Raw genomic sequence first — 23,368 nt, 5'->3', positions numbered from 1 at the left:
AGTTGACCGGGGTGAGGACGGCGCGGGTGCGGCGGCGGACGCGAAGGTCACCAGGTGCGGGCGATCGCGGCGAGGCCGTCGACGGTGGCGTCCGCCTCCCACCCCTCCCCGTGGACGCACCGCCGGGCAGGAGTGGGCCGCGCGGGACCGGCAGCCGATGCGGAACCGGTCAGCCCCAGAACTCCCGCAGGGCGGCGTTGACGGCGGCGGGCTCCTGGGTGTGCGGGTAGTAACCGGGCACCCGCAGGAGGCGGCCCCCGAGGGAGTCCGTGAGGGACTCGGCCACGGCCATGAGAGGGAGCCCCACATGCTCGCGGTACGTGGCCGGCGCCTGCTCCCAGGTTCCGCAGATCACCAGAACCGGCAGGGCGGCACCCCGGACCGCCTCCAGCGGGATCTCCGCCTCCCAGATGGGCCGCTCCCCCATGGATGTGGCGACGGCACGGAGCCGGCGCGGCGTGGGCTCGGGCACGGCCATCCCCAGTCCCTCGGTGGACGCACGTAGATACTGCTCCGGCGTGATGCCCTCCGGGATGCCCGGGGCACCGTCGCGCACCCGGTCGAGAAGGTCGGCGACGACTGGATGGTGCGCGGCGGCGGTGAAGGCGGAGGGCTGGATGAGGGCAAGTGAGCGGACGAGGTCGGGCCGGCGCGCGGCGGCGATGAGCGCGGCGACGGCGCCGTTCCCGTGCCCCACGAGGTGGGCGCCGCCGAGCCCCACGGCGCAGGCCCCGTCGCCGAGAACCTCCACGACGTCCTCGGCGTCGACGTCGAAGTCGCTGCACGCGGTGTCCGGGCTGTCGCCGTAGCCCCGGCGATCCATCATGAGGAGCCGCCGGCTGTCCGCGAGGGGCCGCTGCCCGGCGAACCCGTACGTGGGGTCGCTGCCCCAGGTAAAGATGTTGTGGATGAAGAGGGCGGGGGCAGCAGCGGCCGCCGGGGCCCCCGAAGCTGTCGGGGCCCCGCCTCCTCCGACCCGATCGCGGTCGTCCCACACGGTCACGTGCACGGCTGCCACAGGTCATCCTCCCGAAGCTGAGGAACGTCGACTCCCTTGAGCCTAAGCCTCCGGCTGCATCGCTCTTGGCCGGAGACCCGCCGATGATGTGTGATCGCTGCCGGCAGCCCATGACGGCCGAGGAGCCGGAGGCGTACGAGATGCCCGGCACCACCAGGCCGTGGTGACCAGGACGGCGCGGGTTCGGCGAGATGAGCCGGACTCAGGGCATGGCGGCGAGATGCTCCACTTCACGCGGGTTCCGTAGCCCTGACCGGGGAGGCCACTCAACGCGCAGCGGCATCGGTGAGGATTGCCCCGAGTCGTGCTCGGCACTCGGCGACGAAGGAGGGGAAGGTGTTCCAGTAGTAGGAGATCCCACTGACGCCCACCGCGATCGCCCAGGCGCGGGCACGGGCCCAGGTCGGGTCGTCGAGGCTCAATGCGTCCCAGTAGGCCTGTCGTGCTTGTGGCGGCAGGTCCCAGAGCGTGGCGTGCTCGGCGTCGGGAAAGCCGACCGAGAGTCCTCCGAAGTCGATGACTGCGTGGAGCTTGCCTTCCCGGACCAAGAGGTTGGTCGGCTTGAGGTCGCCGTGGAGCCACACATGGGGGCCGGAGGGGTCGGGCAGTGCGAGCGCGGCTCGCCACAACTGTTCCAGAGAGTCGATGTCGAGCTCGGAGCCCACGGTGGTTCGGCAATCGTCGAGACACCCGGCGATCCACTGGTCGCACGGCCCCAAGCTGCCTCCCCGGTACCAGCTGAGGTCATCCGCGCGAGTCGCTCCCATGAGGTCGACGCCGTGGAGCTCCCGCACGACCGCCGCGAGATCGGCTCCGAAGGCGGCCCAGTCCCGGACGGTGTCCGGGCCGGCCTCGGCACCGTCGATCCAGCGGTGGACCGACCAGGCCAGAGGGAAGACGTCGGTGGGTGTCCCGGCGTGGACGGCCTCGGGAATCGGACACGTGAGGAAGGGCGCCAGGCGAGGAAGCCATTCCTGCTCCTTCCGCACGGACTGTCCCTTGTCGGCAGTTCGTGGAAGTCGCACGAGCAGGTCATCGCCGAGCCGGTACATGGTGTTGTCCGTGCCCGCGCCCGCGGGCGACAACGGCAGGCCGGCCCACTCCGGGCGCTGGGCCTTCAGCAGTGACCGGACCAGCGTCTCGTCGACCGGGATCTCATCCTCGTGAAGTGTCACATCGGAGATCTCACCGCAGGAGCGAACGGGAAGCCAGTGACTTTACGAACGAGGCAGGCGACGGGACACGCGCGTGGGACGCATGGCGGGGCCCCTGGCGCGGGGAGAGCGCCAGGGACCCCTGGTCCTGTTCGCACGCGACCCGACTACACGTCAGGCCGCCTGGTGGAGCCGGTTCTCCGGCCCGACGAGGGCCGCCTCGACGTCGTGGTCGAGGACCCAGTCGACGCTGTCGGCGTCGATGCGGCGGTTCGCGGCGGCGTCCTTCGGCTGCTGCCCGGTGCGGGAGCCGAGCTGCACACGGGTGGTGTGCGGCCGGCGCGCCTCCTCGTAGCGGCGCAGTGCGGCGGCGACTCCGTCCGCGCCGGGTGCCGCCCCTTCGAGGCAGACGGCGAGCGCCACGGCGTCCTCCACGGCCTGGTTGGCGCCCTGTCCGTGGTGCGGGAGCATCGGGTGGGCCGCGTCGCCGAGCAGGGTGGTGCGGGCGGTGCTCCACCGCGCCAGCGGCTCGCGGTCGTACAGCGCCCAGCGGCGCACCTCGCCCGCCGCGTCGGCGAGCGCGCGCACGGCCGGGTCCCAGCCCGTCAGGACGGCGTCCAGGTCGGTGCGGTCGCCCGCGCTGGTCCACGACTCGGCGGCGCCCTCGGCGGCCGGGGTCACCACGACGTAGGTGAACTGCCGGCCCCCGGCGACCGGGTAGAGCAGGACGCGCGCGGTGGGGCCCGCGTACATGTACATCAGCGCGGGGTCCAGGTCCGGCAGGTCGGCGGCATCGACCACACCGCGCAGGGCGCTGTTGCCGGAGTAGACCGGGGCGTCGGCGCCCGCGACCGCGCGCCGGACCGCCGAGTGCACGCCGTCCGCGCCGATCAGCACGTCGGCGTGGGCGTCGGTGCCGTCCGCGAAGTGCAGGACGACCCCGTACACGGTCTCCTCGAACCGGACGAGCTCCTTGCCGGTGTGCACCCGCTCGGCGGGGACCCGCGAGGACAGCATCCGGTGCAGGTCACCGCGGTGCACGGTGTAGTACGGGGCACGGAAGCGCTGCTGCCACGCCTCGCCCATCTCCTGACGGGCCACGGTGGCACCGTTGTGGAAGGCCCGTACCTCCAGGGCCTCGGGGCGCACCGCGCACCGCTCCAGCTCCGGCCCCAGGCCGAGGCGTTGGAGCAGCCTGGTGCCGTTGGGGCCGAGGTGCATGCCGACGCCCTGCTCGCGCAGCTCCTCCCCCCGCTCGTAGACCTGGACGTCCAGGCCCCGGTGGTGCAGTGCGGCGGCGGCCGTCAGACCGCCGAGTCCCGCACCCACGATCGCGATGCGCATGGTCATCGGTGTTCCCAGGAGTTCTCGAAGGATTCGAAGTCGTCGAAATCGGCGACGTCGTCGAAGGAGGTGGTGCCGAGGGCGAGCAGCACGGCCGTCTCGTCCTGTCCGGCCAGTTCCACGTCGGCGATCCGGGTGCCCGGGTCGGCGACGGCCGCGGCGAGCATCCGCTCGTAGCCGTCCGCGAACCGCTCGACCGTGGCCCGGTCGAGCAGGTCGGTGTCGTACGAGAAGACGGCGGTGACACCGTCGGGGGTCTGCTCGATGCGCAGCAGCAGGTCCAGCTGACCTTCCTGCTGGGGTACGTCGATCAGGGCGATGTCCAGCCCCTTGTACGCCACGGCCGGGCCGATGACCTGCCCCGGCGGGACGTTGGGCACCGGCGGGTCCATCCGGTCCATCTGGACCAGGAACAGCGCGGTGCGGAAGACGGTGGCCTGCGGGAAGGCCAGGGCGCAGGGATAGCGGACGTTGACCATGCCCCGCATCACCCGCTCGCCGGCCAGCGCGGCGGTGCTCCGGAAGGTGCTGGTGGCGTCGAACTCGGCCCGTACCGGCATGGTGTTGAGGAAGCAGCCGATCACGTCCCGCTGCGCCTTGCCCATCCGGCTGGTCGCGGGCACCCCGAGGACGAATTCCTCCTGGCCGGTCCAGCGGTGGGTGAGCGCCTGGAAGACGCCGAGCAGATACGCGAAGGGGGTGACGCCCGCGCCGTTGGCCGCCGCGTCGAGCCCCTGGGCGGTGACCGGCGCGAGCGCCCGGACCACGGTGCCGCCCCGGAGCGAGCGCACGACGGGTCGCGGCCGGTCCAGCGGGAGTTCCGCGGCGGGCGCCCCGGCGACCGACTCGCGCCACCGGTCCGCGCCGCGCCGCCCCGCCTCGGAGGCGATGTGGCGCAGTTCGTCGGCGGCGTGGTCGGTGTACGAGCCGGGGATGGGCCGCCAGGCCGGCGCGGTGCCGGTGGAGGTGCCCGCGTAGGCGTCGAGCAGGTCGCGGACGAGCAGCCAGCGCGAGGTGAAGTCGCTGACGATGTGGTGGGCGGCGGTCACCAGCGCCCACTCGTTGTCGGAGCGGCGCAGCAGGACGACCCGGAAGGCGCCGGACTCCAGGCGGAAGGGGCGGGCGCCGGCTTCCTCCGCGGCCCGTCGCAGGCCCTCCTCGTCGATTCCGTCGAGATCCCTGAACTCCATGCGGACCAGGGCCCGTTCGGCGGCGCTGCGGACCGGGGTGCCGTCCTGCTCGGTGAAGACGGAGCGCAGCAGTTCCTGCCGGTCGCCGACGGCGGTGACCGCCTCGGCCATGGCGGCCGGGTCGACGGGACCGCGCAGCAGCAGCGGCATCACGATGTTGTAGGAGGCGCTTTGGGGTGCGACGCGGTACGCGGTCCACATCGCTTCCTGGATGGCGGTCAGCGGCAGGATTCCCTCGGCCGTGGCGCGCTCGTCGGTGCCGGTCACGGTGCTCATCCGCAGCCTCCCGCGTGGCTCATGTCGGTGGTCCGGCCGGCGGCGGGGACGGCGGGCGGCTCGGTGGCGGCGGCCGCGGGGACGGTGGCGGGGGCGAAGGACGCGGCGAAGTCGGTGACGCGGTCCAGGCCCCAGTACGGCTCGCTGCCGTTGATGAAGTACGGCACGCCGAAGACGCCGTCGCGGTGCACGTCGAGCAGCGCCCGTACGCCCTGTTCGCGCACCAGCGGGTGGTGGGGGGCCTGGTCGACCTCCGCACCGTCCAGGCCGATCTCCTCGGCCAGTTCGCGCACCACGTCCGGGTCGCAGATGTCTCGCCCCTCCAGCCAGCGGGCCCGCCCGGCGCGCTCGACCCAGGTGCGGCCGAGTCCCTCGCGCTCGGCGAGGAACCAGGTCAGGTGGGCCGGCTCCCACCAGGGCTTGCGGTCCACCGGCCAGGTCAGCGCCAGGCCGCGGTCGGCGGCGAGCCTGCGCACATCGCGCAGGATGTAGAACTGCTTGGCCCGGGACATCGGGTGGAACGGGAACTCAGCGCCGGGCGAGGCGTCGGTGAGGAGCTTCTCGCTGGTCGGGTCCGGCTCCCAGAACGGGCGCCATTCCACGCGGTCGAGCAGTTCCGGGTGGTCGCGCTCCAGGTCGGCGAGGGCGAAGAAGTTGTAGGGGCTGCGCAGGTTGAAGTAGAACCGGGGCGGCTTGGTGGTGCGGGCGGTCATGGCGAACTCCTTGGGATGACGGGAGGACCGGGGTGTCAGACGACCAGGCCGCCGTCGATGGAGAAGACCTGTCCGGTGATGTAGGAGGCGCGGTCGGAGGCGAGGAACGCCACCAGCTCGGCGACCTCCTCGGGCTCCCCGAACCGGCCGAGCGGAATGCTCCTGGTCATGTCCTTGGCGTACTTCTCGGAGAGTCCGCCGGTCATGTCGGTGCGGATGAAGCCGGGGGCCACGGTGTTGGCGCGCAGCCCGGCCCGGCCGCCCTCCTTGGCGAGGGCCCTGGTGAAGCCGATGATCCCGGCCTTGGAGGCCGAGTAGTTGGTCTGGCCGGCCTGCCCCTGGGCCGCGACCGAGGAGAGGGTGATCACGGTGCCCCGGCGGCGCTTCATCATCGGGAAGACGAGCGCCCTGGCGAAGTTGTACGTGCCGTCGAGGTTGGTGCGCACCACGGCGTCCCAGTCGTCGTCGGCGAGCGTGGCCAGGTTGCTGTCCCGGACGATCCCGGCGGCGGTGACGAGGGTGTCGACCGGGCCGAGGGTGTCCTCGGTCTCGGCGACGAAGGCGCGCACCGCGTCCCGGTCGGTGACGTCGACGCGGCCGGTCAGTGTCCGGGCCCCGTGCTCCCGGGCCGCCTTCGCGGCGAGCTCGGCCGCTTCCGTCCGGGACTGGTAGCACAGGGCCACGTCGTATCCGTCGCGGGCCAGGACCTCCACGACGGAACGCCCGATGCCGCGCGATCCACCGGTGACGAGGGCTACCGGCCTGGGAGTGTCGGACATGGTGCGTGGCCTTTCTGCGAGTGCTGCGCGGGAAGTCGGGGGATTGCGGAGGGCTTGGCGGCTCAGCCGAGGCGGAGCAGGGCCGCGCCGACGGTGCCGTCCCGGTCGACCGCGGTGACCAGGGCGAGCCGGTCCACCAGTTCCGGGCGGGCGGCCGACTCGGCGAGTACGGCGGCGAGTTGGAAGGCCGCACCGGCCGCGGTGGCGTCACCGATGAGGGGGCGGACCGCGAGGCGAGGCGCGGCGAGGCCGTCCAGTGCTGCCGCCTCCTCCTTGCCGAAGACGCCGGGCGGGGTGCCGGGGGCGATGAGCGCGATGTCGTCGGCGGTGGCCCCGGCAGCGGCCAGGACCTCGTCGACGCAGCTCTTCAGGACGGCGGAGGCACGGCCCGTGTCCCGGAAGGCCCGGAAGCGGCAGCCGAGCACGGTGGCGAGGACGGTGCGGCCGCTGTCCCGGGCCGCCGCCCCGCTCTCCAGGAGGAAGAGCGCCGCGCCCTCGCCGAGCGGTTCGGCGGCGCTGCCGCCGTGGTCGGCGACCTGCTCCAGCCGGGCGCGCTGCACCGAGAACTCCTCGGCGGCGCCGGCCAGGAGTGCGGTGGCGTGGCCGCCGCGCAGCAGCCGGGAGGCGTAGTTGAGGGCGAGCAGCCCGGTGGCGGCGCCGCCGGAGACGGTGACGTTGGGGCCCTTGAGCGTGTGCCGGATGGCGCTCTGCCCGGTGGGGCAGTTCATCACGGTGTTGGGGAACCTGGCGGGGTCGACCAGGTAGGGCGCCTTTCCGGTGAGCGCGTCCCGGGTGAAGTCCATGATCGACTGGACGCTGCCGGAGGTGCCGAGCACCAGGCCGGTGCTCTCGGGGTCGGCGGCGAGGCCGGCCCCGTACTCCTCCAGGAGCATGCCCACGGTGGTGGCGGCGATGGCGGTGACCCGGTCCATGGAGCGGGTGCCCTTGCGGCCGAGTACGGCCTTGATGTCGAAGCCGGGTATGAGTCCGGCCTCTTCGTAGGGCACCGGCCACTGCTCACTGTCGAGGGCGGCGACGGCGCGCCGTCCCTCGCGCAGTCCGGCCGTGAACCCGTCCCTGCCCAGCCCGTACGGGGAGGACACAGCCCAGCCCGAAACGACCAGGTCATGCGCGGTGGTGACCGCGTCGGCTGACATTCCGTCCAACTCCTCTCAGGCCGCGTCGGGCCGGTTCAGGCCGCCGCTGTCGCGTCGGCGGGCAGGGTTTCGGTGGCGTTCTCGTCCCAGTGGCCGAGCATCAGGACCGCGTTGTTCCCGCCGAAGGCGAGGCCGTTGTTCTGCACGACCCGCAGCCGGGCCTCGACCGCCTCGTTGGGTACACAGTCGACCGCGCACTCGGGGTCGGTCGTGCGGTGGTTGATGGTCGGCGGGATGAAGCCCTCCCGCAGCGCCAGGGAGCAGGCCGCGGCGGCCAGCGCGCTGGCGGCGCCCATGGTGTGGCCGATCATCGACTTGATCGACACGGTGCGCGGCAGTTCGTCGCCGAAGACCTGCCGGATCGCGCCGACCTCGGTGACGTCGTTGGCCTTGGTGCCGGTGCCGTGCGCCGAGATGAAGTCCACGTCGGAAGCCTCGATGCCGGCGTTGCGGTGGGCGGCGGTGATGCAGCGCGCGATGGAGTCCCGGTCGGGCGCGACCGGGTGGCTCGCGTCGCAGGACAGCCCGTACCCGAGGACCTCCGCGTAGATGCGGGCGCCGCGCCCCAGCGCGGACTCCAGGGACTCCATCAGGAGGATCCCGGCGCCCTCGCCGGTCAGGATGCCCTGCCGGTCGGCGTCGAAGGGGCGGCACACGTCGGGAGCGATGGTGCCGAGCCGGTAGAAGCCGGTGAACGTCTTGCGGCACAGGGCGTCGGCCCCGCCGCAGAGCGCCATCTCGACGTCACCGGAGCTGATCGCGTCGTAGCCGGAGCCGACCGCGTAGTTGCCGGCCGCGCAGGCGGTGGGGACGGTGACCGTCTCCACGTCCTCCAGGCCGAGTTCGCGGACGATGCCGGCGGAGAGCCGGCCGGGCCACACCCGGCGGGCGACGGTGGCGTCGAGCCGGTCCTCGCCCTCGGTGACCTGAAGGCCGATCAGGTGGTCCAGGTCGCGGGACTCGCCGTCGGTGGTGCCGACCGAGACCAGGGTGCGCCTGGCCCGTACGTCGTCCTCGGTGAGTCCCGCGTCCGCGACCGCCATCCGGCTGCCGGCCACCGCGAACTGCGCGGCCCGGCCGAGCTCGTCGGCCGCCATGTCGCGCAGCCACTCCTCGGGGTCGAAATCGGTGATCTCGCAGGCGTTGGAGTACGCGAATCCCGTGGTGTCGAAGGCGCCGATCGGTTTGGCGCCGCTGCGTCCGGCCCGCAGGCCGTCGGCGAAGGCGTCCACTCCAGTGCCGATGCTGGTCACCACGCCGAGCCCGGTGATCACCACCCGGTGCCGGGGGGCCGTGTGCGGCGCCGTGCCGCCCGTCGCTCCGCTCACTTTCCCTCGGCCTCCGCGACCACGGCGTACACGCCCGCCAGGTTGACCATGCGGCTGAGCTCGGCCTGCTCCAGGACGAGACCGAAGTTGCGCTCCATGGAGGCGAGGATCTCGATGGTGCGCAGGGAGTCGGCGTCGTGCTCCTCCTTGAAGAGGCTGATGTCGGTGACCTCGTCGAGTTCGAGTTCGAGGATGTCGCAGACGATCTCCTTGATCTCGGCCTTGCGCTCGGTGCTGAGGTCGGCGATCTGGGTGGTCATGTGGTGCCTCCGGGTCTCGGTTCGGGGTTTCTCGGTTCGGGGTTTCTCGGGTCGGGTTTTCTCGGGTCTCGGGTGCTGTTCACCGGAACTTCTCGCTGGAACGGCTCTCTGGAACTGTTCGCTGGTGAGGAAATCCTGCGGTGACGCGCTATTACTGGGCTATATCGGCCAGTTGGCCCACGAACCCGGCGTCCGACGGCCCGTCCCACAGGTGAGCGACGTCCCCGAAGTGCCGCTGCACCCAGGTGTCGTCGTAGATCGTGTCGAGGTAGCGGTCGCCGCCGTCGGGCAGCACGATCACCACGTTGGAGCCGGGTGGTATGCCGGGGGCGAGCCGGGTCAGGGCCGCGACGACCGCGCCCGACGAGCCGCCGGCCAGGATCGCCTCGCGGCGCACCAGGGTGCGGCAGCCCACCACGCAGTCCAGGTCGCCGACGTGCACCACCCGGTCGGCGTCGGTCCGTCGCAGCAGCTTGGGCGCGACGGACGCGCCGTGGCCGGGCACCAGGCGGGCGCAGTCGACGGGTGAGTCGAACAGCACGCTGCCGAGGGCGTCGACCGCGTTGACGGTGGTGCCGAGGCCGTGCCGGCGGATGTACTCGGCGCAGCCGCCGAGCGTGCCGCTGGTGCCGGCGGCCACGACGAGCTGGTCGACCTTGCCGTCGAGGGCTTCGGCGATCTCCCCCATCGTGGTCTCGTGGGCCCGCCGGTTGAGCGGGTTGGCGTACTGGTCGGGCCAGTAGGCGTCGGGGGTGGTGGCCACGAGTTCGGCGACCCGGTGCAGCCGGGCGGACAGCAGTTCCCCGGTGGCCGGATCGGGCTCGCTGATGATCTCGACCTCGGCCCCGTAGGCCCGCAGGATCGCGATGTTCTGCCGGGTGGTGCGGGTGTCCACCACACAGACGAGCCGCAGGCCGTAGTAGCCGCAGATCTGCGCGAGCCCGATCGCGAGGTTCCCCGAACTGGACTCGATGACCGTCGAACGGCCCGGGACGAGCTCCCCGGACCGGATCTTCGTGGCCACCATGTTCAGCGCCGAGCGGTCCTTGACACTACCGCCGGGATTGAAACGCTCCACCTTGGCGAACACCCGCGAGGTGAACCCCGGCATCAACCGTTCGAGCTCTACGAGCGGGGTTCCTCCCACAGTGGAAAGGATGCCTTTCAGCCCCGTCTCCGGCTCCCGTTCTGTGCGCGCCATGTGATGCGGCCATCCTCTGCTGGGAGATACGAGTGTGGAATCAACAGGTCCCAGGCTGTGCCCGCACGCTATACGCCCTCCATAAATCCCGACGCCCAGCGATCTCATTCGGCCTTTTCCTCCGGGTTATAGAAGTGCCGTAGGGACGCTGCCGATTCTGGCCATCCCCACAGCTCCGACACCACAACTTCGGCCAGAAGAGGGAATTCGTTATGACGGGCACCTCCACCGCAACAGACAAAGCCATCAAGAAGGTCGTGATCCTCGGCGGCGGTACGGCCGGCTGGATGACCGCCGCCTATCTCGGAAAGGCTCTCCACAGCACGGTCGACGTCACGGTCCTGGAGGCGCCGAGCATTCCGCGCATCGGCGTGGGCGAGGCCACCGTGCCCAATCTGCACCGTGTTCTCTTCGACTTCCTCGGAATCGAGGAGGAGGAGTGGATGCGCGAGTGCAACGCCAGTTACAAGATGGCGGTCCGCTTCATCAACTGGCGTACTCCGGGCAAGGGCCAGAGCGGTCCGCGTGAGCTCGACAAGGGCGGCCCGGACCACTTCTACCACCCGTTCGGCATCAGCCCCGAGCACGACAACATTCCGATGTCGCACTACTGGTTCAAGAACAAGTTCGAGGGGAAGACGGACGAGCCCTACGACTACGCCTGCTTCCGCGAAGCGCCGCTGATGGACGCCAACAAGGCGCCGCGGCACCTGGACGGCACCTCCCCGACCCGGTACGCGTGGCACTTCGACGCGGCGCTCGTCGCGGACTTCCTGCGCCGGTTCGCCACCGAGAAGCAGGGCGTGAACCACGTCCAGGACGAGATGACGCGGGTCGAGAAGGACGAGCGGGGCTTCGTCAAGGCCCTGCACACCAAGGAGGGCCGGGTCCTGGACGCGGACCTGTTCGTGGACTGCTCCGGCTTCCGCAGCCTGCTGATGAACCAGGCGATGGAGGAGCCCTTCGTCGACATGAGCGACCAGCTGCTGTGCGACCGCGCGGTCGCCACGGCCGTGCCGCACGACGACGAGGCCAACGGCGTCGAGCCGTACACCTCGGCGATCGCGATGTCCTCCGGGTGGACGTGGAAGATACCGATGCCGGGCCGCTTCGGCACCGGTTACGTCTACTCCAGCCGCTTCACCACGCAGGAGGAGGCCACCGCCGAGTTCTGCGAGCTGTGGGGCCTGGACCCGGAGACCACCAAGTTCAACCACGTGAAGTTCCGGGTCGGCCGCAACCGCCGTGCCTGGGTGAAGAACGTCATCGGCATCGGCCTTTCCAGCGCCTTCCTGGAGCCGCTGGAGTCCACCGGCATCTACTTCATCACCGCCGCGGCCTACCAGCTGGCCAAGCACTTCCCGGACAAGACGTTCAATCAGACCCTGGTCGACAACTTCAACAAGGAAATCGAGGTGATGTTCGACGACACCCGCGATTTCATCCAGACGCACTTCTACTTCGCCCCGCGCACCGACTCGCCCTTCTGGCGCGCCAACAAGGAGCTGAAACTCCCGGCCAGCATCCGCGAGAAGATCGACGCGTACAAGGCGGGCCTTCCGGTCAATCCAGCGGCCACGGACGACACCACGTACTACGGGAACTTCGAGGCCGAATTCCGTAACTTCTGGACCAACGAGCGCTATTACTGCATCTTCGCCGGCCTCGGTCTGGAGCCGGACGCTCCGCTGCCGATCCTCTACCACAAGCCGGAGTCCGTGGCCGCCGCGCAGGCCATGTTCACCCAAGTCAAGAAGGAGCAGCAGGAACTCCTCAACTCCCTGCCGAGCACCCACGAGGCGCTCCTTCGGCTGCACGCCAAGTAGTCGTGCCGCACCGCGTCGCCCGACAGCCGGGACCCCTCTCCGGCCGGCTGCCGGGCGCGCGGCACACGTCTTCGACAGGAGAAACCATGACCGACCGGCCCGTCCCGGAAGCCGACATACGCCCGCTGATGGGCAGTTTCCCCTCCGGCGTCTCCGTGGTGACGACGCTCGACGCCGACGGCACGCCCCGCGGGATGACCTGCAGCTCACTGGCGAGCGTGGCGCTCTCCCCGCCGACGCTCGTGATCTGCCTGCGCACGGCGAGCCCCACCACCGAAGCCGTGCTCGCCGGCGGGCAGTTGGCACTCAACCTGCTGCACGAGGGGGCGCACGCCACCTCCGACCTCTTCGCCTCCGGCAACCCCGACCGGTTCACGCTGAGCGAGTGGCGGCTGCCGCTGGGCGCGGGCGGCCCGCATCTGACGGCCGCCGCGCTCGCCATCGCCGACTGCGCGGTGGTCGGTACGCGGGAGGTCGGGGACCACACCACGGTCTTCGCGCAGGTACGGCGGTTCACCGCCGATGATTCCGCCCAGCCGCTGCTGTACGGGCGGCGCCGCTACGCACGCTGGTCGGACGCCACGGCGGCCGCCAGGGAAGGAGCCGGCCGTGTCGGCACGTGACCCCCTGCCCGATCTCCTGATCGCCATCCCGGTGGTCGTCCTGGTGTGCCAGGCGGGCGCCCAGCTGTTCCGCAGGCTCGGCCAGCCGCCGGTCATCGGCGAGATCACCCTCGGCATCATGCTGGGGCCGTCGCTGCTGGGCTGGATCTCGCCCGAGGCGCAGGCCTGGCTGTTCCCCGATTCGGTGCTGCCGTTCATCGGCGCCTTCGGCAACATCGGCCTGCTGGCCTTCATGTTCCTGATCGGCCTCGAACTGGATCTCGGCACGTTGCGCGGCCATCGCGGGACCGCGGTCTCGGTCAGTCAGGCGAGCATTGTGCTGCCGCTGGTCCTGGGCTCGCTGCTGGCCCTCGCGATGTTCGGCTCGTTCGCGCCGCCGGGCGTGGGCCGGTTGCCGTTCGTGCTGTTCATCGCCGTGTCGATGAGCGTCACCGCGTTCCCCGTGCTCGCCCGGGTCCTCACCGACCGGGGCCTGGTCGGTACCCGGATCGGCTCGCTGGCCATGGCGTGCGCGGCGGTCGACGACGTGACCGCCTGGTGCCTGCTGGCGGCGGTGGTCGCGGTGTCGACGAGCGGTTCGCCGGCCGAGGCGCTGACGACGGCGGCGCTCGCCGCGGTCTTCCTCGCCGTCATGGTCTACGCGCTGCGTCCGCTGCTCGCCCGCTGGGCGAATCGGGCCGAGCGGACGGTGGACGGTGTGGTCCTCGTCGTCCTCTTCAGCGGCCTGTGCCTCTCCGCACTGGCCACCGACCGGATCGGTGTGCACGCCCTGTTCGGCGCCTTCGTCTTCGGCCTGGTCACTCCGCGGGGGTCCATGGTCATCGAACGCTGCACGGCGCGGCTGCGGGCGTTCTCGGTCCCGGTGCTGCTGCCGCTGTTCTTCGTCTCCACCGGGCTGCACACCGATGTCTCGCTGCTGGCCGGCGACCCGGTCCAGTGGCTGTGGGCGCTGGCGATACTCGCCGTCGCGATGCTCGGCAAGTGGGGCGGGAGCACGGCCGGGGCCCGGCTGGCGGGTCAGTCCTGGCGCGACTCCCTGGCGATCGGGGCGTTGATGAACTGCCGGGGTCTGACCGAGCTGGTGGTGCTGAACCTGGGGCTCGAACTCGGTGTGATCGGGCCCGATCTGTTCACCATGCTGGTGCTGATGGCGCTGATCACCACGGGGCTCACATCGCCGGCCCTCTCCTGGATCCGGCGCGAGAAGTTCCGCGGGTCCGCGCGGACGGCGTCCGAGCCTCCGGCCCTCGACGGCGCGAAGCCTGCCGCTACCGGCACGGCGGACCGGGAACGGGGCCAGGAGCGGGACAAGGCTCTGGAGCCCACCACCGTCCGGTGACCACGCGGACGCGCCATGGCCGTACCCACCGGTCTCCCGGGAGGTGCCGCCATGGCGCCGTTCACGATCCGCACCCGTCCCGACTACCCGGTCACGCCGCCGTCGCGACCCGGGTGACCGGGGCTTCGGTGACCGGGGCTTCGACGACCGGGGCGCACGGGGCCGAGGTGGCCCGTACCCACCGTTCGAGGGTGTCGGCCGCGGCGCCGGAGTCGATCGCCCGGCCCGCCGCTTCCACTGCCCAGCCCAGGCGTTCGGTGACGGTACGGCCCCCGGTCGGTTCGCCCGCCACGAGCGCGGCACCCGCGGAGAGCAGCACCGCGTCCCGCACCGGTCCGCGCTCGCCGTCGAAGATCCGCCGGGCGACGGCCGCGTTGTACGCGGCGTCCTCCCCGCGCAGTGCCGCCGTCGGTGCGAGCGCGATGCCCACGTCGCGCGGGTCGAACCGCTCCTGCCGGATGTCGCCGTCGTCCACGGTCAGCACGGTGGACGTGGTGGTGACGGTGAGCTCGTCGAGCCCGTCGTCGCCCCGGAAGACCAGGCCCCGGCCGCCGGCCCGGGCCAGTGCTCCGGCAATCAGCGGCAGCAGCCGGGCGTCGGCGACCCCGACCGCCTGGGCGGTGGGTGCCGCCGGATTGGTCAGCGGGCCCAGCGCGTTGAAGACGGTCGGGATGCCGAGCTGTTTGCGCGGCCCCGCCGCGTGGCGCATCGCCGGGTGGAAGTCCGGCGCGAAGCAGAAGGTGATGCCCGCCTCGTCGACCACGGCGGCGATCCGCTCGGGCGGCAGCCGCAGGGTGACGCCCAGTGCTTCCAGTACGTCGGCGGAGCCGGAGGCCGAACTCGCCGCACGGTTGCCGTGCTTGACGACCCGTGCCCCCGCTCCCGCCGCGACGATCGCGGACATCGTGGAGATGTTGACCGTGTGTGCCCCGTCGCCCCCGGTGCCCACCACGTCGACGGTCCTCCCCGGCACGTCGATGTGTACGGCATGGGCCAGCATCCCGTGTACGAGCCCTTCGAGCTCGCCCACGGTCTCGCCCTTGGCCCGCAGGGCCACCAGGAAGCCGGCGATCTGTGCGTCGGTCGCGCGGCCCCGCATCACCTGGTCCATCACCCAGGCGGTGTCGACGGCGGTCAGATCCCGGCCGTCGAGCACCTGCCCCAGCAACGGGGGCCAGGAGCGGTCCTGTTCGGGTGTCGTGGCGCTCACTGGTCTTCTCCTTCTTCGGGTCAGGCGCTCGGCGCCGGGTGCCACGGGTCGTCCAGCGTCGGTCCCTGGGCGGCCACGGGGCTGGGGTGCCACGGGTCGTCCAGCGTCGATGCCTGAGCGGTCACCGGGCTGGGGTGCCACGGGTCGTCCAGCGTCGATGCCTGGACGGCCACCGGGCTCGGGTGCCACGGGTCGTCCAGCGGCGTGGCGGCGGCGGTGGTGTAGGAGCCGACGCGGTCCGCCCGGCCGGCCTCCGAGACGGTCTGCACGGTGGCGAATATCGCCGCACCGGCGAGCGTCACGACTACGGTCTGCTGGATCTTCCCGGTGATCGCATTGAGCTTCATGATTCCTTTTCCCCCTATGAACTGTTGCTGTTCGTTCCGACATCCAGAACATTAGGAAGGACCTGTTTCGAATCATTATCACCGGGACTTCCGCCCATCAGACGCAGCAATATATTTGATATAACCGCTGCTCAGCGCCATCCGGACGCGAATATTCCAGCCATCCGGAGGGTGCGGACGGGGAGTCGATCTCAATTTCCGACCGATCCCGCCGGCGAGTTCCGCATATCGGTCTCCTCCCGTGCGGGGCCGGCCCGGCGGGCGGCCGTCAGAAAGTTGTCCAGGAGCCGCAGGCCGCCGACGGTGGTGATGGACTCGGGGTGGAACTGCACCCCTTCCACGGCCAGCGTGCGGTGCCGCAGCCCCATCACATAGCCGTCGTCCTGGGCGTGCGCGGTGGCGATCAGCGGGGGCGGCAGCGGTTCGTCGGCGATCAGCGAGTGGTAGCGCGTAGCGGTCATCACCGGCTCCAGCCCCTCGAACACCCCCGCGCCATCGTGGCGTACGAGGCTGGTCTTGCCGTGCTTGAGCCGCTCGGCGACCGTGACCCGGCCCCCGTACGCCAGACAGATCGCCTGGTGGCCCAGGCAGATGCCGAGCAGCGGCACGGAACCGGCGAAGGTGCGCACCAGCTCCACGTGGCCCGAGTCGGCCGCGTGGCCCGGCCCGGGGCCGAGGACCACCGCGTCGGGCTCCAGGCCGGCGAGTTGCTGCGGGGTGCGGGTGTGCGACCGTACGACGTCGGTGTCGGCGCCCAGGGTGCGCAGGTACTGGTCGATGATGTGGGTGAAGCTGTCGTACGCGTCGACGAGCAGGACCTTCACGGCAGCAGCTCCTCACCGGTCAGCGCCCAGTAGGCCGCGCCCATCTTGTGCAGGGTCTCGCGCCACTCGGCCCCGGGGGACGAGTCGGCGACGATGCCCGCGCAGCTCTGGGTGGAGTAGGTGCCGCTGCGGCCGTCGTGCACGATCGTGCGGATGCACAGGGCGAGTTGGCTCCAGCCGCGCAGGTCGACGAGGCCGACGGCGCCCGCGTACATGCCGCGCGGCTCGCTCTCCAGCTCCTCGATGATCTCCATGGCGCGGATCTTGGGCGCCCCGGTGACGGTGCCCGCCGGGAAGGCGGCGCGCAGCACGGACCAGGTGTCGTCCTCGGGGGCGAGGGTGCCCTCGACGGTGGAGACGAGGTGGAAGACGTGCGAGTACGTCTCGACGGTCATCAGGCCGTGTGCCTCCAGCGTGCCGGGCAGGCAGACCCGGCCGACGTCGTTGCGGCACAGGTCGACGAGCATGACGTGCTCGGCCCGTTCCTTCTCGTCGGCGACGAGCCGGGCGACCCGGGCCTCGTCGACGCCGGGGTCGCCGCTGCGCGGCGCGGTCCCTGCGATGGGCCGCATGACGACCTTGCCGCCCTCGGTGCGGAAGAGCACTTCGGGGCTGGCACCGATCACGGTGCGCCCGTCGCGCGGGACGAGGTACATGTACGGGGACGGGTTGCGGCCGCGCAGCCGCCGGTAGACCTCGAAGGGTTCGAGGCCGGATTCGACGTCGATGCGGTGGCCGATCTGGATCTGGTAGATGTCGCCGACGCCGATGTGTTCCAGGCAGCGCCGGGCCCGCGCGAGGAAGGTCTGCTCGTCGCAGGTGTCCCGTACGGAGTGCGGCCGGGGTGCCTCGGGCAGGACCTCGGGGACCCGGCCGACGGCGGCGACCGCCCGGACGGTCTCCTCGGTCAGGTCGAGGGGGGCCGGGCCGGGGAAGGCTTCGCTGTGCGCGGTGAGTCTTCGTACGGTGCCCGGTTCCGGGCCGTACCAGATGGTCTCGCGGAACAGGCCGAGCACGATGTCGGGTTCGCCGTGGTCGCGGTCGCCCCGCTCGGGCAGGGTCTCCATGTGCCAGGCGGAGCCGTAGCCGAAGGTGGCGAGGAAGCCGAAGGCGTAGCTGTCGTGCGGCCGGCTCGTCTCCACGGTGAACAGGTTCTGGACGGCGCGCAGCAGTTGCCAGACCTGGTCGCCGTGGAGGAGACCGCGTTCGTTGCCGGGCCGGGGGGCGAGGCCGAGGCCGTCGGCGGCCGCGAGGGCCGCGGCGACGACGGTTTCGGCTCCGTCGACGGAGATCCGGTCGGCGTGCACCCGGATCTCGGCGAGCAGTCCGTGGCCGACGACGGTGGCCCCGGGGGACTGTCCGGGGCCTTCGCGGCTCTCCAGCAGGAAAACGTCGTGCGCCGACTGTTCGCGCAGTGCGGCGTACAGGTCGAGCGGTTCGTGCGGGGCGAGGGGGGTCTCCGTCACCCGTACGGTGATGGGGCCCGGGCCGGGCCCTGCGGGCCGGGGCGGGCTGTCGAGCAGAGTGGTCACTGTCGTCTCATCTCAGCCGTATCGGCGCATCTCGTGGAAGAAGTCGTCCACGACGGCGAGTCGGCCGTCGGCGCGCAGGGTGTCGTAGATGTGTCTGCCGACCGCGAGGTCCAGGACGCCGAGCCCGAAGGGCGAGAAGACGACGGGCCGGTCGTCGGGGATCTTCAGCTCGCCGGTGAGCACGTCGTACAGGGTGCCGTCGATGAACTCCCGGTTCCCGCTGAGCTGTTCGGCGAGGTGCGGGGACGTGTCGGCCTTGAGGCAGTGGTCGATGTCGTCGACGACGTTGGTGGCCGCGAGGATCACCTCGGGCGACAGGTCGCGCAGCGACACGTGCAGGACCAGCGGGTTGTGGGTGAACCATGCCGGGTCGGTGACGTGCGGGGCGCCGGCGACGGTGGCGAAGACGACGACGTCACTGGAGCGGATCAGCTGTTCGGGGCCGGTGTGCAGGGTGACCCTGCCGTTGTCGCCCTCGCGGTCCAGGTGTTCGGCGAAGCCCCGGGCGTGCTCGTCCGACAGGTCGTACACCCCGGTCTCCTCGAAGCTCCAGCCGGTACCGGCGAGGTACTGGTGGATGAACCGGGCGATCAGGCCGGTGCCGAAGAAGCCGATCCGGCGCGGCCGGTCACGCCCCTCGGTGAGCCGGTCCGCGGCGAGCGCCGCCGAGGCGGCGGTGCGGGCCGCGCTGATGATGGAGCTCTCCAGGCAGGCCAGCGGATAGCCGGTGGCCGGATCGTTGAGGATGAGCACGGCGGACGCCCGGGGGATCCCGGCCGCCACGTTCTCGGGGAAGCTGGAGATCCATTTGATGCCGTCGACGGGTGCGTCGCCGCCGAGCGAGGCGGGCAGGGCGATGATGCGTGAGGTGGGGCGGTCGGGGAAGCGCAGGAAATAGGACGGCGGGTTGACCGTGTCACCACCGCCGTGCACGCGGTAGGCCGACTCGATCAGCCGGACCACTTCCTCGTGCCGGCCGTCGAGGACTCGGTGCACCTGCGCGCCGGGGATCACGGCGAACGAGGGCACCCCGGGGGTAGGCGGCATCACAGACTCCACAGCTCTCGGGAAACCGAATTTCTGTGACGACGCTAGGCAATCGCCTTATCGGCGTGATATCGCCGGATTAAGCGGACCCCGCCCCACCGCCCGTGGCCGGCCCTCGGAAAAATGGCCGGTCCTTTTCTTCCTATTCGCCGATTCCCACCCCCGCGGAAGGCTCCAGGGAAGGGTCCGGCGCGAGCCCCGGGGAGACTTCCGGAGAGATCTCCGGGGAGCCGCTGAGCTCCCGGGCGACCTCCTCCTGCCAGTGCGTGGCCCCTCTGCGGGTGAACAGCTCCTTGGCGCCCAGGAGTTCGGCCCGCGCCTCCTCGTCCCGGCCCAGCTCCCGCAGGAGTACGCCGAGTTTCAGCCGGATCGATCCCTCGACCACGGGGCTGCCGAGCCCGCGGGCGACCTTGCGGCCCTGGACGTACGCGGTCTCGGCCGATTCGAGCGCGCCGAGCGCCACCCGGGCCTGGCCGAGTCCGTACAGGGCGTGCGCGAGACCGTGGGTGTCGGCCTTCGCCCGGGACAGCTCCTCCACGCGCAGGTAGGACTCCTCGGCCTCCTCCGCCCGCCCGGACAGGAGCTGCGCGCTGCCCAGCCGGTACAGGCACTGGGCGAGGCTGCGCGAGGCACCGGGGTCCATGGACTCCGCGACCCGTACCGCGTCCCGGGCGTGGCCGAGGCTGGCCTCGTAGTTGCCCCGGTCCAGCTCAAGCTGGGCCATGTTCTGCAGGACGGACGACTCCGACGACAGATCGCCGGCCTCGCGGAAGATGGGCAGGGCCCCGCGCAGCCGGTCCGCCGCGGCGTCGGGGTCGCCCTGGAGACGGTGGACGACCGCGAGGTTGCGCAGGACCAGGGCCCGGCCCAGCCGTTCGTCCAGGTCTCCGTAGAGCTCCAGCGCCTCCTCGGAGCGCGCCTTCGCCTCGTCCATGCTCTGCCGCATCAGCGCGGCGGCCCCGGTGTGGTGCAGCATGACCGCCTGGCCCAGGCGGTCGTCGGCGGCGCGGGCCGCGTCCAGGGCGTGCACGGCGCAGCTCTCCCAGTTCTCCACGTAGCTGCGCGTCTCGAAGAGCACGGACGCGGACCCCGTGAGGTCCCAGGCCAGATCGGCCATGCCCATCCGGGCCGCCTGCTCGACCATGCCCACCAGGCAGAGCCGCTCCGCCTCGAACCAGGCCAGCGGGTCGGCGAGCAGCTCCTCCAGCAGGTCCGTGTCGATGGTGGCCGGCTCGGTGCCGCTGTGCACGATGCTGAACTCCCCGCCGCTCTCCCTGCGGTGGGCCTCGCGGGCGATGGTCAGGGCGGTGCGGAAGACCCGGCGGCAGGCGTCGTGCCAGGCCTCGTCCGACTCCTCGTCCCGGGCGCGCTCCCCCGCGTACAGGCGCAGCAGGTTCTGGAAGCGGTAGCGCAGCCGGCCGGTCGCGTCGACGCCCACGACCTCCAGGAACTGGGTGTCCACCAGGTCCTCCAGGAGCAGCTCCGCGTCGATCACGTCGACATCGAGCAGCGCGGCGGCCACCCAGGAGGTGAAGTCCGGTACGTCGGCGAGGCCGAGGCGGCGGTAGAGGCGGGCCGCGTCGACGGAGAGGTAGCGGTAGCTGAGCTCGAATCCGGCCCGGACCCGGGACTCCCCCTGGCTCAGCTCGTCGAGCCTGCGCCGCTCGTCGCTGAGCCTGGCCACCAGGTGCCGTACCGACCAGTGCGGCTTGGACGCGAGGCGTGCGGCGGCGATGCGCAGGGCGAGCGGCAGCCGGTCGCAGAGCTCGACCAGGCGGGTCGCGTCCGTGCGGGCGGCGGCGATCCGCTCCTCGCCGGCGATCTTGGCGACGAGTTCGACGGCCGCGCCGGGCGGCAGTACGCCCAGGTGGACGCGGGCTTCCTTGGGCCAGGTCACCAGCTGCTCCAGCTGGTCGCGGCTGGTGACGACCACACAGCTGGCGCCGCTGCCCGGCAGCAGCGGGACGACCTGGGCGTGGGTGCGCACATTGTCCAGGACGATCAGCGCGCGGCGTTCGGTGAGCAGGCTGCGGTAGAGCGCGATCCGCTCCTCCAACGCCTCCGGGATCTGCTGCCCCGGCACCCCGAGCGAGCGCAGGAAGCGGCCGAGGACGTCGGCGACGGAGGCGGGCTCGTGCTGCTCGTCGTAGCCCCTCAGGTCCGCGAAGAGCCGCCCGTCGGGGAAGTCGTCGGCGACCCGGTGCGCCCAGCGCAGCGCGAGGCCGGACTTGCCGACCCCGGCGACACCGGTGATCAGGCCGACGGTGGGTGTCTGGAGCGCCGCCCCGGATTCGATCATCAGCGCGTCCAGGGCCGCGAGTTCGCTCTCGCGGCCGGTGAACCCCGGGACGTCCGGCGGCAGTTCGGAGGGGACCACGACGACATCGGGCATCGCGGCCTCGGCCGCGATGGAGACGGGTCCGTCGGCCGGGGTCAGCGACGGGTCGTCGCGCAGGATCAGGTCGTGCAGTTCCTGGAGGTCCGGGCCCGGTTCGAGCCCCAGCTCCTCGATGAACTGCTCGCGCGCCTCCCGGTAGGACTCCATGGCCTCGGCGCGCCGGCCCGCCCGGTACTGGGCGAGCATCTGGTGGTACCGGGTCCGCTCGCGCAGCGGGTTCTCCTGCACGACACCGCCGAGCTCGGGCAGCAGCTCGTAGTGGCGCCCCAGCGCCAGCTGGACGGCGGTGGCGTCGTCGTAGGCGTTGAGCCGGTACTCACCGAGACGGCCGGCCTCCTCCTCGACGAGCAGCCCGGACACCCCGGCGAGCGCGGGCCCGCGCCACAGGTCGAGGGCGCGCCGGTACCGGCCCGCCGCGTCCTCCAGGCGCTGCTCCCGTGCGTCGGTCTCCGCCTGGGCGACGAGTGCGGTGAACTCCACCGAGTCGATGTAGTGGCTCTCGGCGTCGAGGAGGTAGCCCGGATGCGCGGTCACGATGGTGTCGTCGGCCGCGCCCTGCGCCTTGAACGTCTTGCGGAGCGCGGCGATGACGATGGCGATCTGGGTACGGGCGGTGGCGGGCGGATTCCCGTTCCACACCTCGTGCACCAGAGTGTCCACCGGCACGGTTCGGCCAGGATTGAGCAACAGCAGAGCGAGCGTGGTCCGTTGACGTGCCCCGCCGATGACCACCTTTCGCTCGCCCGACGTCACCATGAGTGGGCCAAGGATTTTGAATAAGAACCGTTCCCCCACCGGGCCTCCCGTTTCCCCCACCCCGAGGAATTCCGGGATCACATTACCCGTCCAGGAGTTCGAAACGGGTGATCGGCGACGAACTCTCGGTGGCCGGTTTCCGGCACCGGGCGCGGGCACACCGTCCGGGACCGTTTACCTGTCATATGCGGTCACATCCGCACGGGTCCGATCGGCTGCGATCGGACCCGTCGGAGAGACTACTGCGGGGGGTTTCCGTGTTTGCGGGAGGGCAGGTCGGCGTGCTTGTTGCGGAGCATCGCCAGGGATTTGACGAGCACCTCCCGGGTTTCGGCCGGGTCGATGACGTTGTCCACGAGCCCGCGCTCGGCGGCGTAGTAGGGGTGCATGAGTTCGGTCCGGTACTCCTCGACCATGCGGGCGCGCATCGCCTCCGGGTCCTCGGCGGCGGCGATCTGCCTGCGGAAGATGACGTTGGCGGCGCCCTCGGCACCCATCACCGCGATCTCGTTGGTGGGCCAGGCGTACGTCAGGTCCGCGCCGATGGACTGGCTGTCCATCACGATGTACGCACCGCCGTACGCCTTGCGCAGAATGAGGGAGATCCGGGGCACGGTCGCATTGCAGTACGCGTACAGCAGCTTGGCGCCGTGCCGGATGATCCCGCCGTGCTCCTGGTCGACGCCGGGCAGGAAGCCGGGTACGTCCAGCAGCGTGATGATGGGGATGTTGAAGGCGTCGCACATCTGGACGAAGCGGGCGGCCTTCTCGGAGGCGCCGATGTCCAGCACCCCGGCCAGCGACTGCGGCTGGTTGGCGACGATGCCGACGACCTGGCCGTCGAGCCGGGCCATCGCGCAGATGATGTTGCGGGCCCAGCGCTCGTGGATCTCCAGGTAGTCCCCGTCGTCGACGATCTCCTCGATCACCTTGTGCATGTCGTACGGGCGGTTGCCGTCGAGGGGCACGAGGTCCAGGAGCCCGTCGTTGCGCCGGTCGGCGGGGTCGCGGGTGGGCTGGACGGGCGGGTCCTGCCGGTTGTTGGA

The 23,368-nt window shown here is 71.4% G+C and carries 20 protein-coding genes; 3 read left to right on the top strand and 17 right to left on the bottom strand.

Going from position 1 to position 23,368, the window contains the following annotated elements; all coding sequences use genetic code 11:
* Positions 1–169 precede the first annotated feature (169 nt).
* The 10 genes from EES42_RS39845 to sbnA form a co-directional block, all read right to left on the bottom strand.
* Complete coding sequence (locus EES42_RS39845; protein WP_124723101.1) at positions 170–1,018, bottom strand: alpha/beta fold hydrolase; 849 nt, start codon at positions 1,016–1,018, stop codon at positions 170–172.
* Between the two features lie 266 nt (positions 1,019–1,284).
* Positions 1,285–2,193 (bottom strand): aminoglycoside phosphotransferase family protein, encoded by a 909-nt coding sequence (locus EES42_RS39840; protein ID WP_124723100.1) that lies wholly within the window; start codon positions 2,191–2,193, stop codon positions 1,285–1,287.
* 153 nt (positions 2,194–2,346) lie between these two features.
* Entirely contained in the window at positions 2,347–3,522 is a 1,176-nt protein-coding gene (locus EES42_RS39835; RefSeq protein WP_124723099.1) for an FAD-dependent monooxygenase, read from the bottom strand.
* Positions 3,519–4,982, bottom strand: a complete 1,464-nt coding sequence (locus tag EES42_RS39830; RefSeq protein WP_124723098.1) for a condensation domain-containing protein — start codon at positions 4,980–4,982, stop codon at positions 3,519–3,521. The genes EES42_RS39835 and EES42_RS39830 overlap by 4 nt, the downstream gene beginning before the upstream one ends.
* The gene (locus EES42_RS39825) at positions 4,979–5,695 is read right to left on the bottom strand and encodes a 2-hydroxychromene-2-carboxylate isomerase (protein WP_124723097.1); all 717 of its coding nucleotides are present in this window, start codon (positions 5,693–5,695) and stop codon (positions 4,979–4,981) included. Before EES42_RS39825 ends, EES42_RS39830 begins: the two co-directional genes overlap by 4 nt.
* A 35-nt stretch (positions 5,696–5,730) precedes the next feature.
* Positions 5,731–6,474, bottom strand: a complete 744-nt coding sequence (gene fabG / locus EES42_RS39820; RefSeq protein WP_124723096.1) for a 3-oxoacyl-ACP reductase FabG — start codon at positions 6,472–6,474, stop codon at positions 5,731–5,733.
* Positions 6,475–6,536: 62 nt separating this feature from the next.
* Positions 6,537–7,631 carry a beta-ketoacyl synthase N-terminal-like domain-containing protein gene (locus EES42_RS39815; RefSeq protein ID WP_124723095.1) on the bottom strand — a complete coding sequence of 365 codons (1,095 nt, stop codon included), beginning with the start codon at positions 7,629–7,631 and terminating at the stop codon, positions 6,537–6,539.
* A gap of 35 nt (positions 7,632–7,666) precedes the next feature.
* The gene (locus EES42_RS39810) at positions 7,667–8,959 is read right to left on the bottom strand and encodes a beta-ketoacyl-[acyl-carrier-protein] synthase family protein (RefSeq protein ID WP_124723094.1); all 1,293 of its coding nucleotides are present in this window, start codon (positions 8,957–8,959) and stop codon (positions 7,667–7,669) included.
* Positions 8,956–9,219 (bottom strand): acyl carrier protein, encoded by a 264-nt coding sequence (locus tag EES42_RS39805; RefSeq protein WP_124723093.1) that lies wholly within the window; start codon positions 9,217–9,219, stop codon positions 8,956–8,958. The genes EES42_RS39810 and EES42_RS39805 overlap by 4 nt, the downstream gene beginning before the upstream one ends.
* Before the next feature lie 151 nt (positions 9,220–9,370).
* A complete protein-coding gene (sbnA, locus tag EES42_RS39800) occupies positions 9,371–10,420 on the bottom strand; it encodes a 2,3-diaminopropionate biosynthesis protein SbnA (RefSeq protein WP_124723092.1) in 1,050 nt (349 codons plus the stop codon).
* Positions 10,421–10,632: 212 nt separating this feature from the next.
* On the opposite strand from sbnA, the gene EES42_RS39795 reads away from it, so the two are divergent.
* The 3 genes from EES42_RS39795 (at position 10,633) to EES42_RS39785 (ending at position 14,208) form a co-directional block, all read left to right on the top strand.
* Positions 10,633–12,246, top strand: coding sequence for a tryptophan halogenase family protein (locus EES42_RS39795; RefSeq protein WP_124723091.1), 1,614 nt, complete (start codon positions 10,633–10,635; stop codon positions 12,244–12,246).
* Between the two features lie 86 nt (positions 12,247–12,332).
* Positions 12,333–12,869, top strand: coding sequence for a flavin reductase family protein (locus tag EES42_RS39790; RefSeq protein ID WP_124723090.1), 537 nt, complete (start codon positions 12,333–12,335; stop codon positions 12,867–12,869).
* Positions 12,856–14,208: a cation:proton antiporter gene (locus EES42_RS39785; RefSeq protein ID WP_241196887.1), complete on the top strand. Its 1,353-nt coding sequence runs from the start codon at positions 12,856–12,858 to the stop codon at positions 14,206–14,208. The genes EES42_RS39790 and EES42_RS39785 overlap by 14 nt, the downstream gene beginning before the upstream one ends.
* Positions 14,209–14,299: 91 nt before the next feature.
* Here the strand turns inward: EES42_RS39785 and trpD are convergent, their stop codons facing one another.
* From trpD to EES42_RS39755, 7 genes are all read right to left on the bottom strand, one after another.
* Positions 14,300–15,418: an anthranilate phosphoribosyltransferase gene (trpD, locus tag EES42_RS39780; protein ID WP_241196886.1), complete on the bottom strand. Its 1,119-nt coding sequence runs from the start codon at positions 15,416–15,418 to the stop codon at positions 14,300–14,302.
* Between the two features lie 20 nt (positions 15,419–15,438).
* Complete coding sequence (locus EES42_RS46910; protein ID WP_241196885.1) at positions 15,439–15,765, bottom strand: hypothetical protein; 327 nt, start codon at positions 15,763–15,765, stop codon at positions 15,439–15,441.
* A gap of 191 nt (positions 15,766–15,956) precedes the next feature.
* On the bottom strand, positions 15,957–16,589 hold the full coding sequence (locus tag EES42_RS39775) for an anthranilate synthase component II (RefSeq protein WP_124723087.1): 633 nt from the start codon (positions 16,587–16,589) through the stop codon (positions 15,957–15,959).
* Positions 16,586–18,121: an anthranilate synthase component I family protein gene (locus tag EES42_RS39770; protein ID WP_124723086.1), complete on the bottom strand. Its 1,536-nt coding sequence runs from the start codon at positions 18,119–18,121 to the stop codon at positions 16,586–16,588. Before EES42_RS39770 ends, EES42_RS39775 begins: the two co-directional genes overlap by 4 nt.
* A 12-nt stretch (positions 18,122–18,133) precedes the next feature.
* Entirely contained in the window at positions 18,134–19,168 is a 1,035-nt protein-coding gene (sbnB, locus tag EES42_RS39765) for a 2,3-diaminopropionate biosynthesis protein SbnB (protein WP_124723085.1), read from the bottom strand.
* Positions 19,169–19,310: 142 nt separating this feature from the next.
* Complete coding sequence (locus EES42_RS39760) at positions 19,311–22,322, bottom strand: AfsR/SARP family transcriptional regulator (protein ID WP_124723084.1); 3,012 nt, start codon at positions 22,320–22,322, stop codon at positions 19,311–19,313.
* A gap of 239 nt (positions 22,323–22,561) precedes the next feature.
* The coding region (locus tag EES42_RS39755; RefSeq protein ID WP_277426169.1) for an acyl-CoA carboxylase subunit beta at positions 22,562–23,368 on the bottom strand (807 nt) is incomplete at its 5' end.

Source organism: Streptomyces sp. ADI95-17 (genome assembly GCF_003846175.1).
Classification (GTDB): Bacteria; Actinomycetota; Actinomycetes; order Streptomycetales; family Streptomycetaceae; genus Streptomyces; species Streptomyces sanglieri.
The sequence above is the reverse complement of the archived record's forward strand: the minus strand, read 5'-3'. Positions and strand labels throughout refer to the sequence as shown.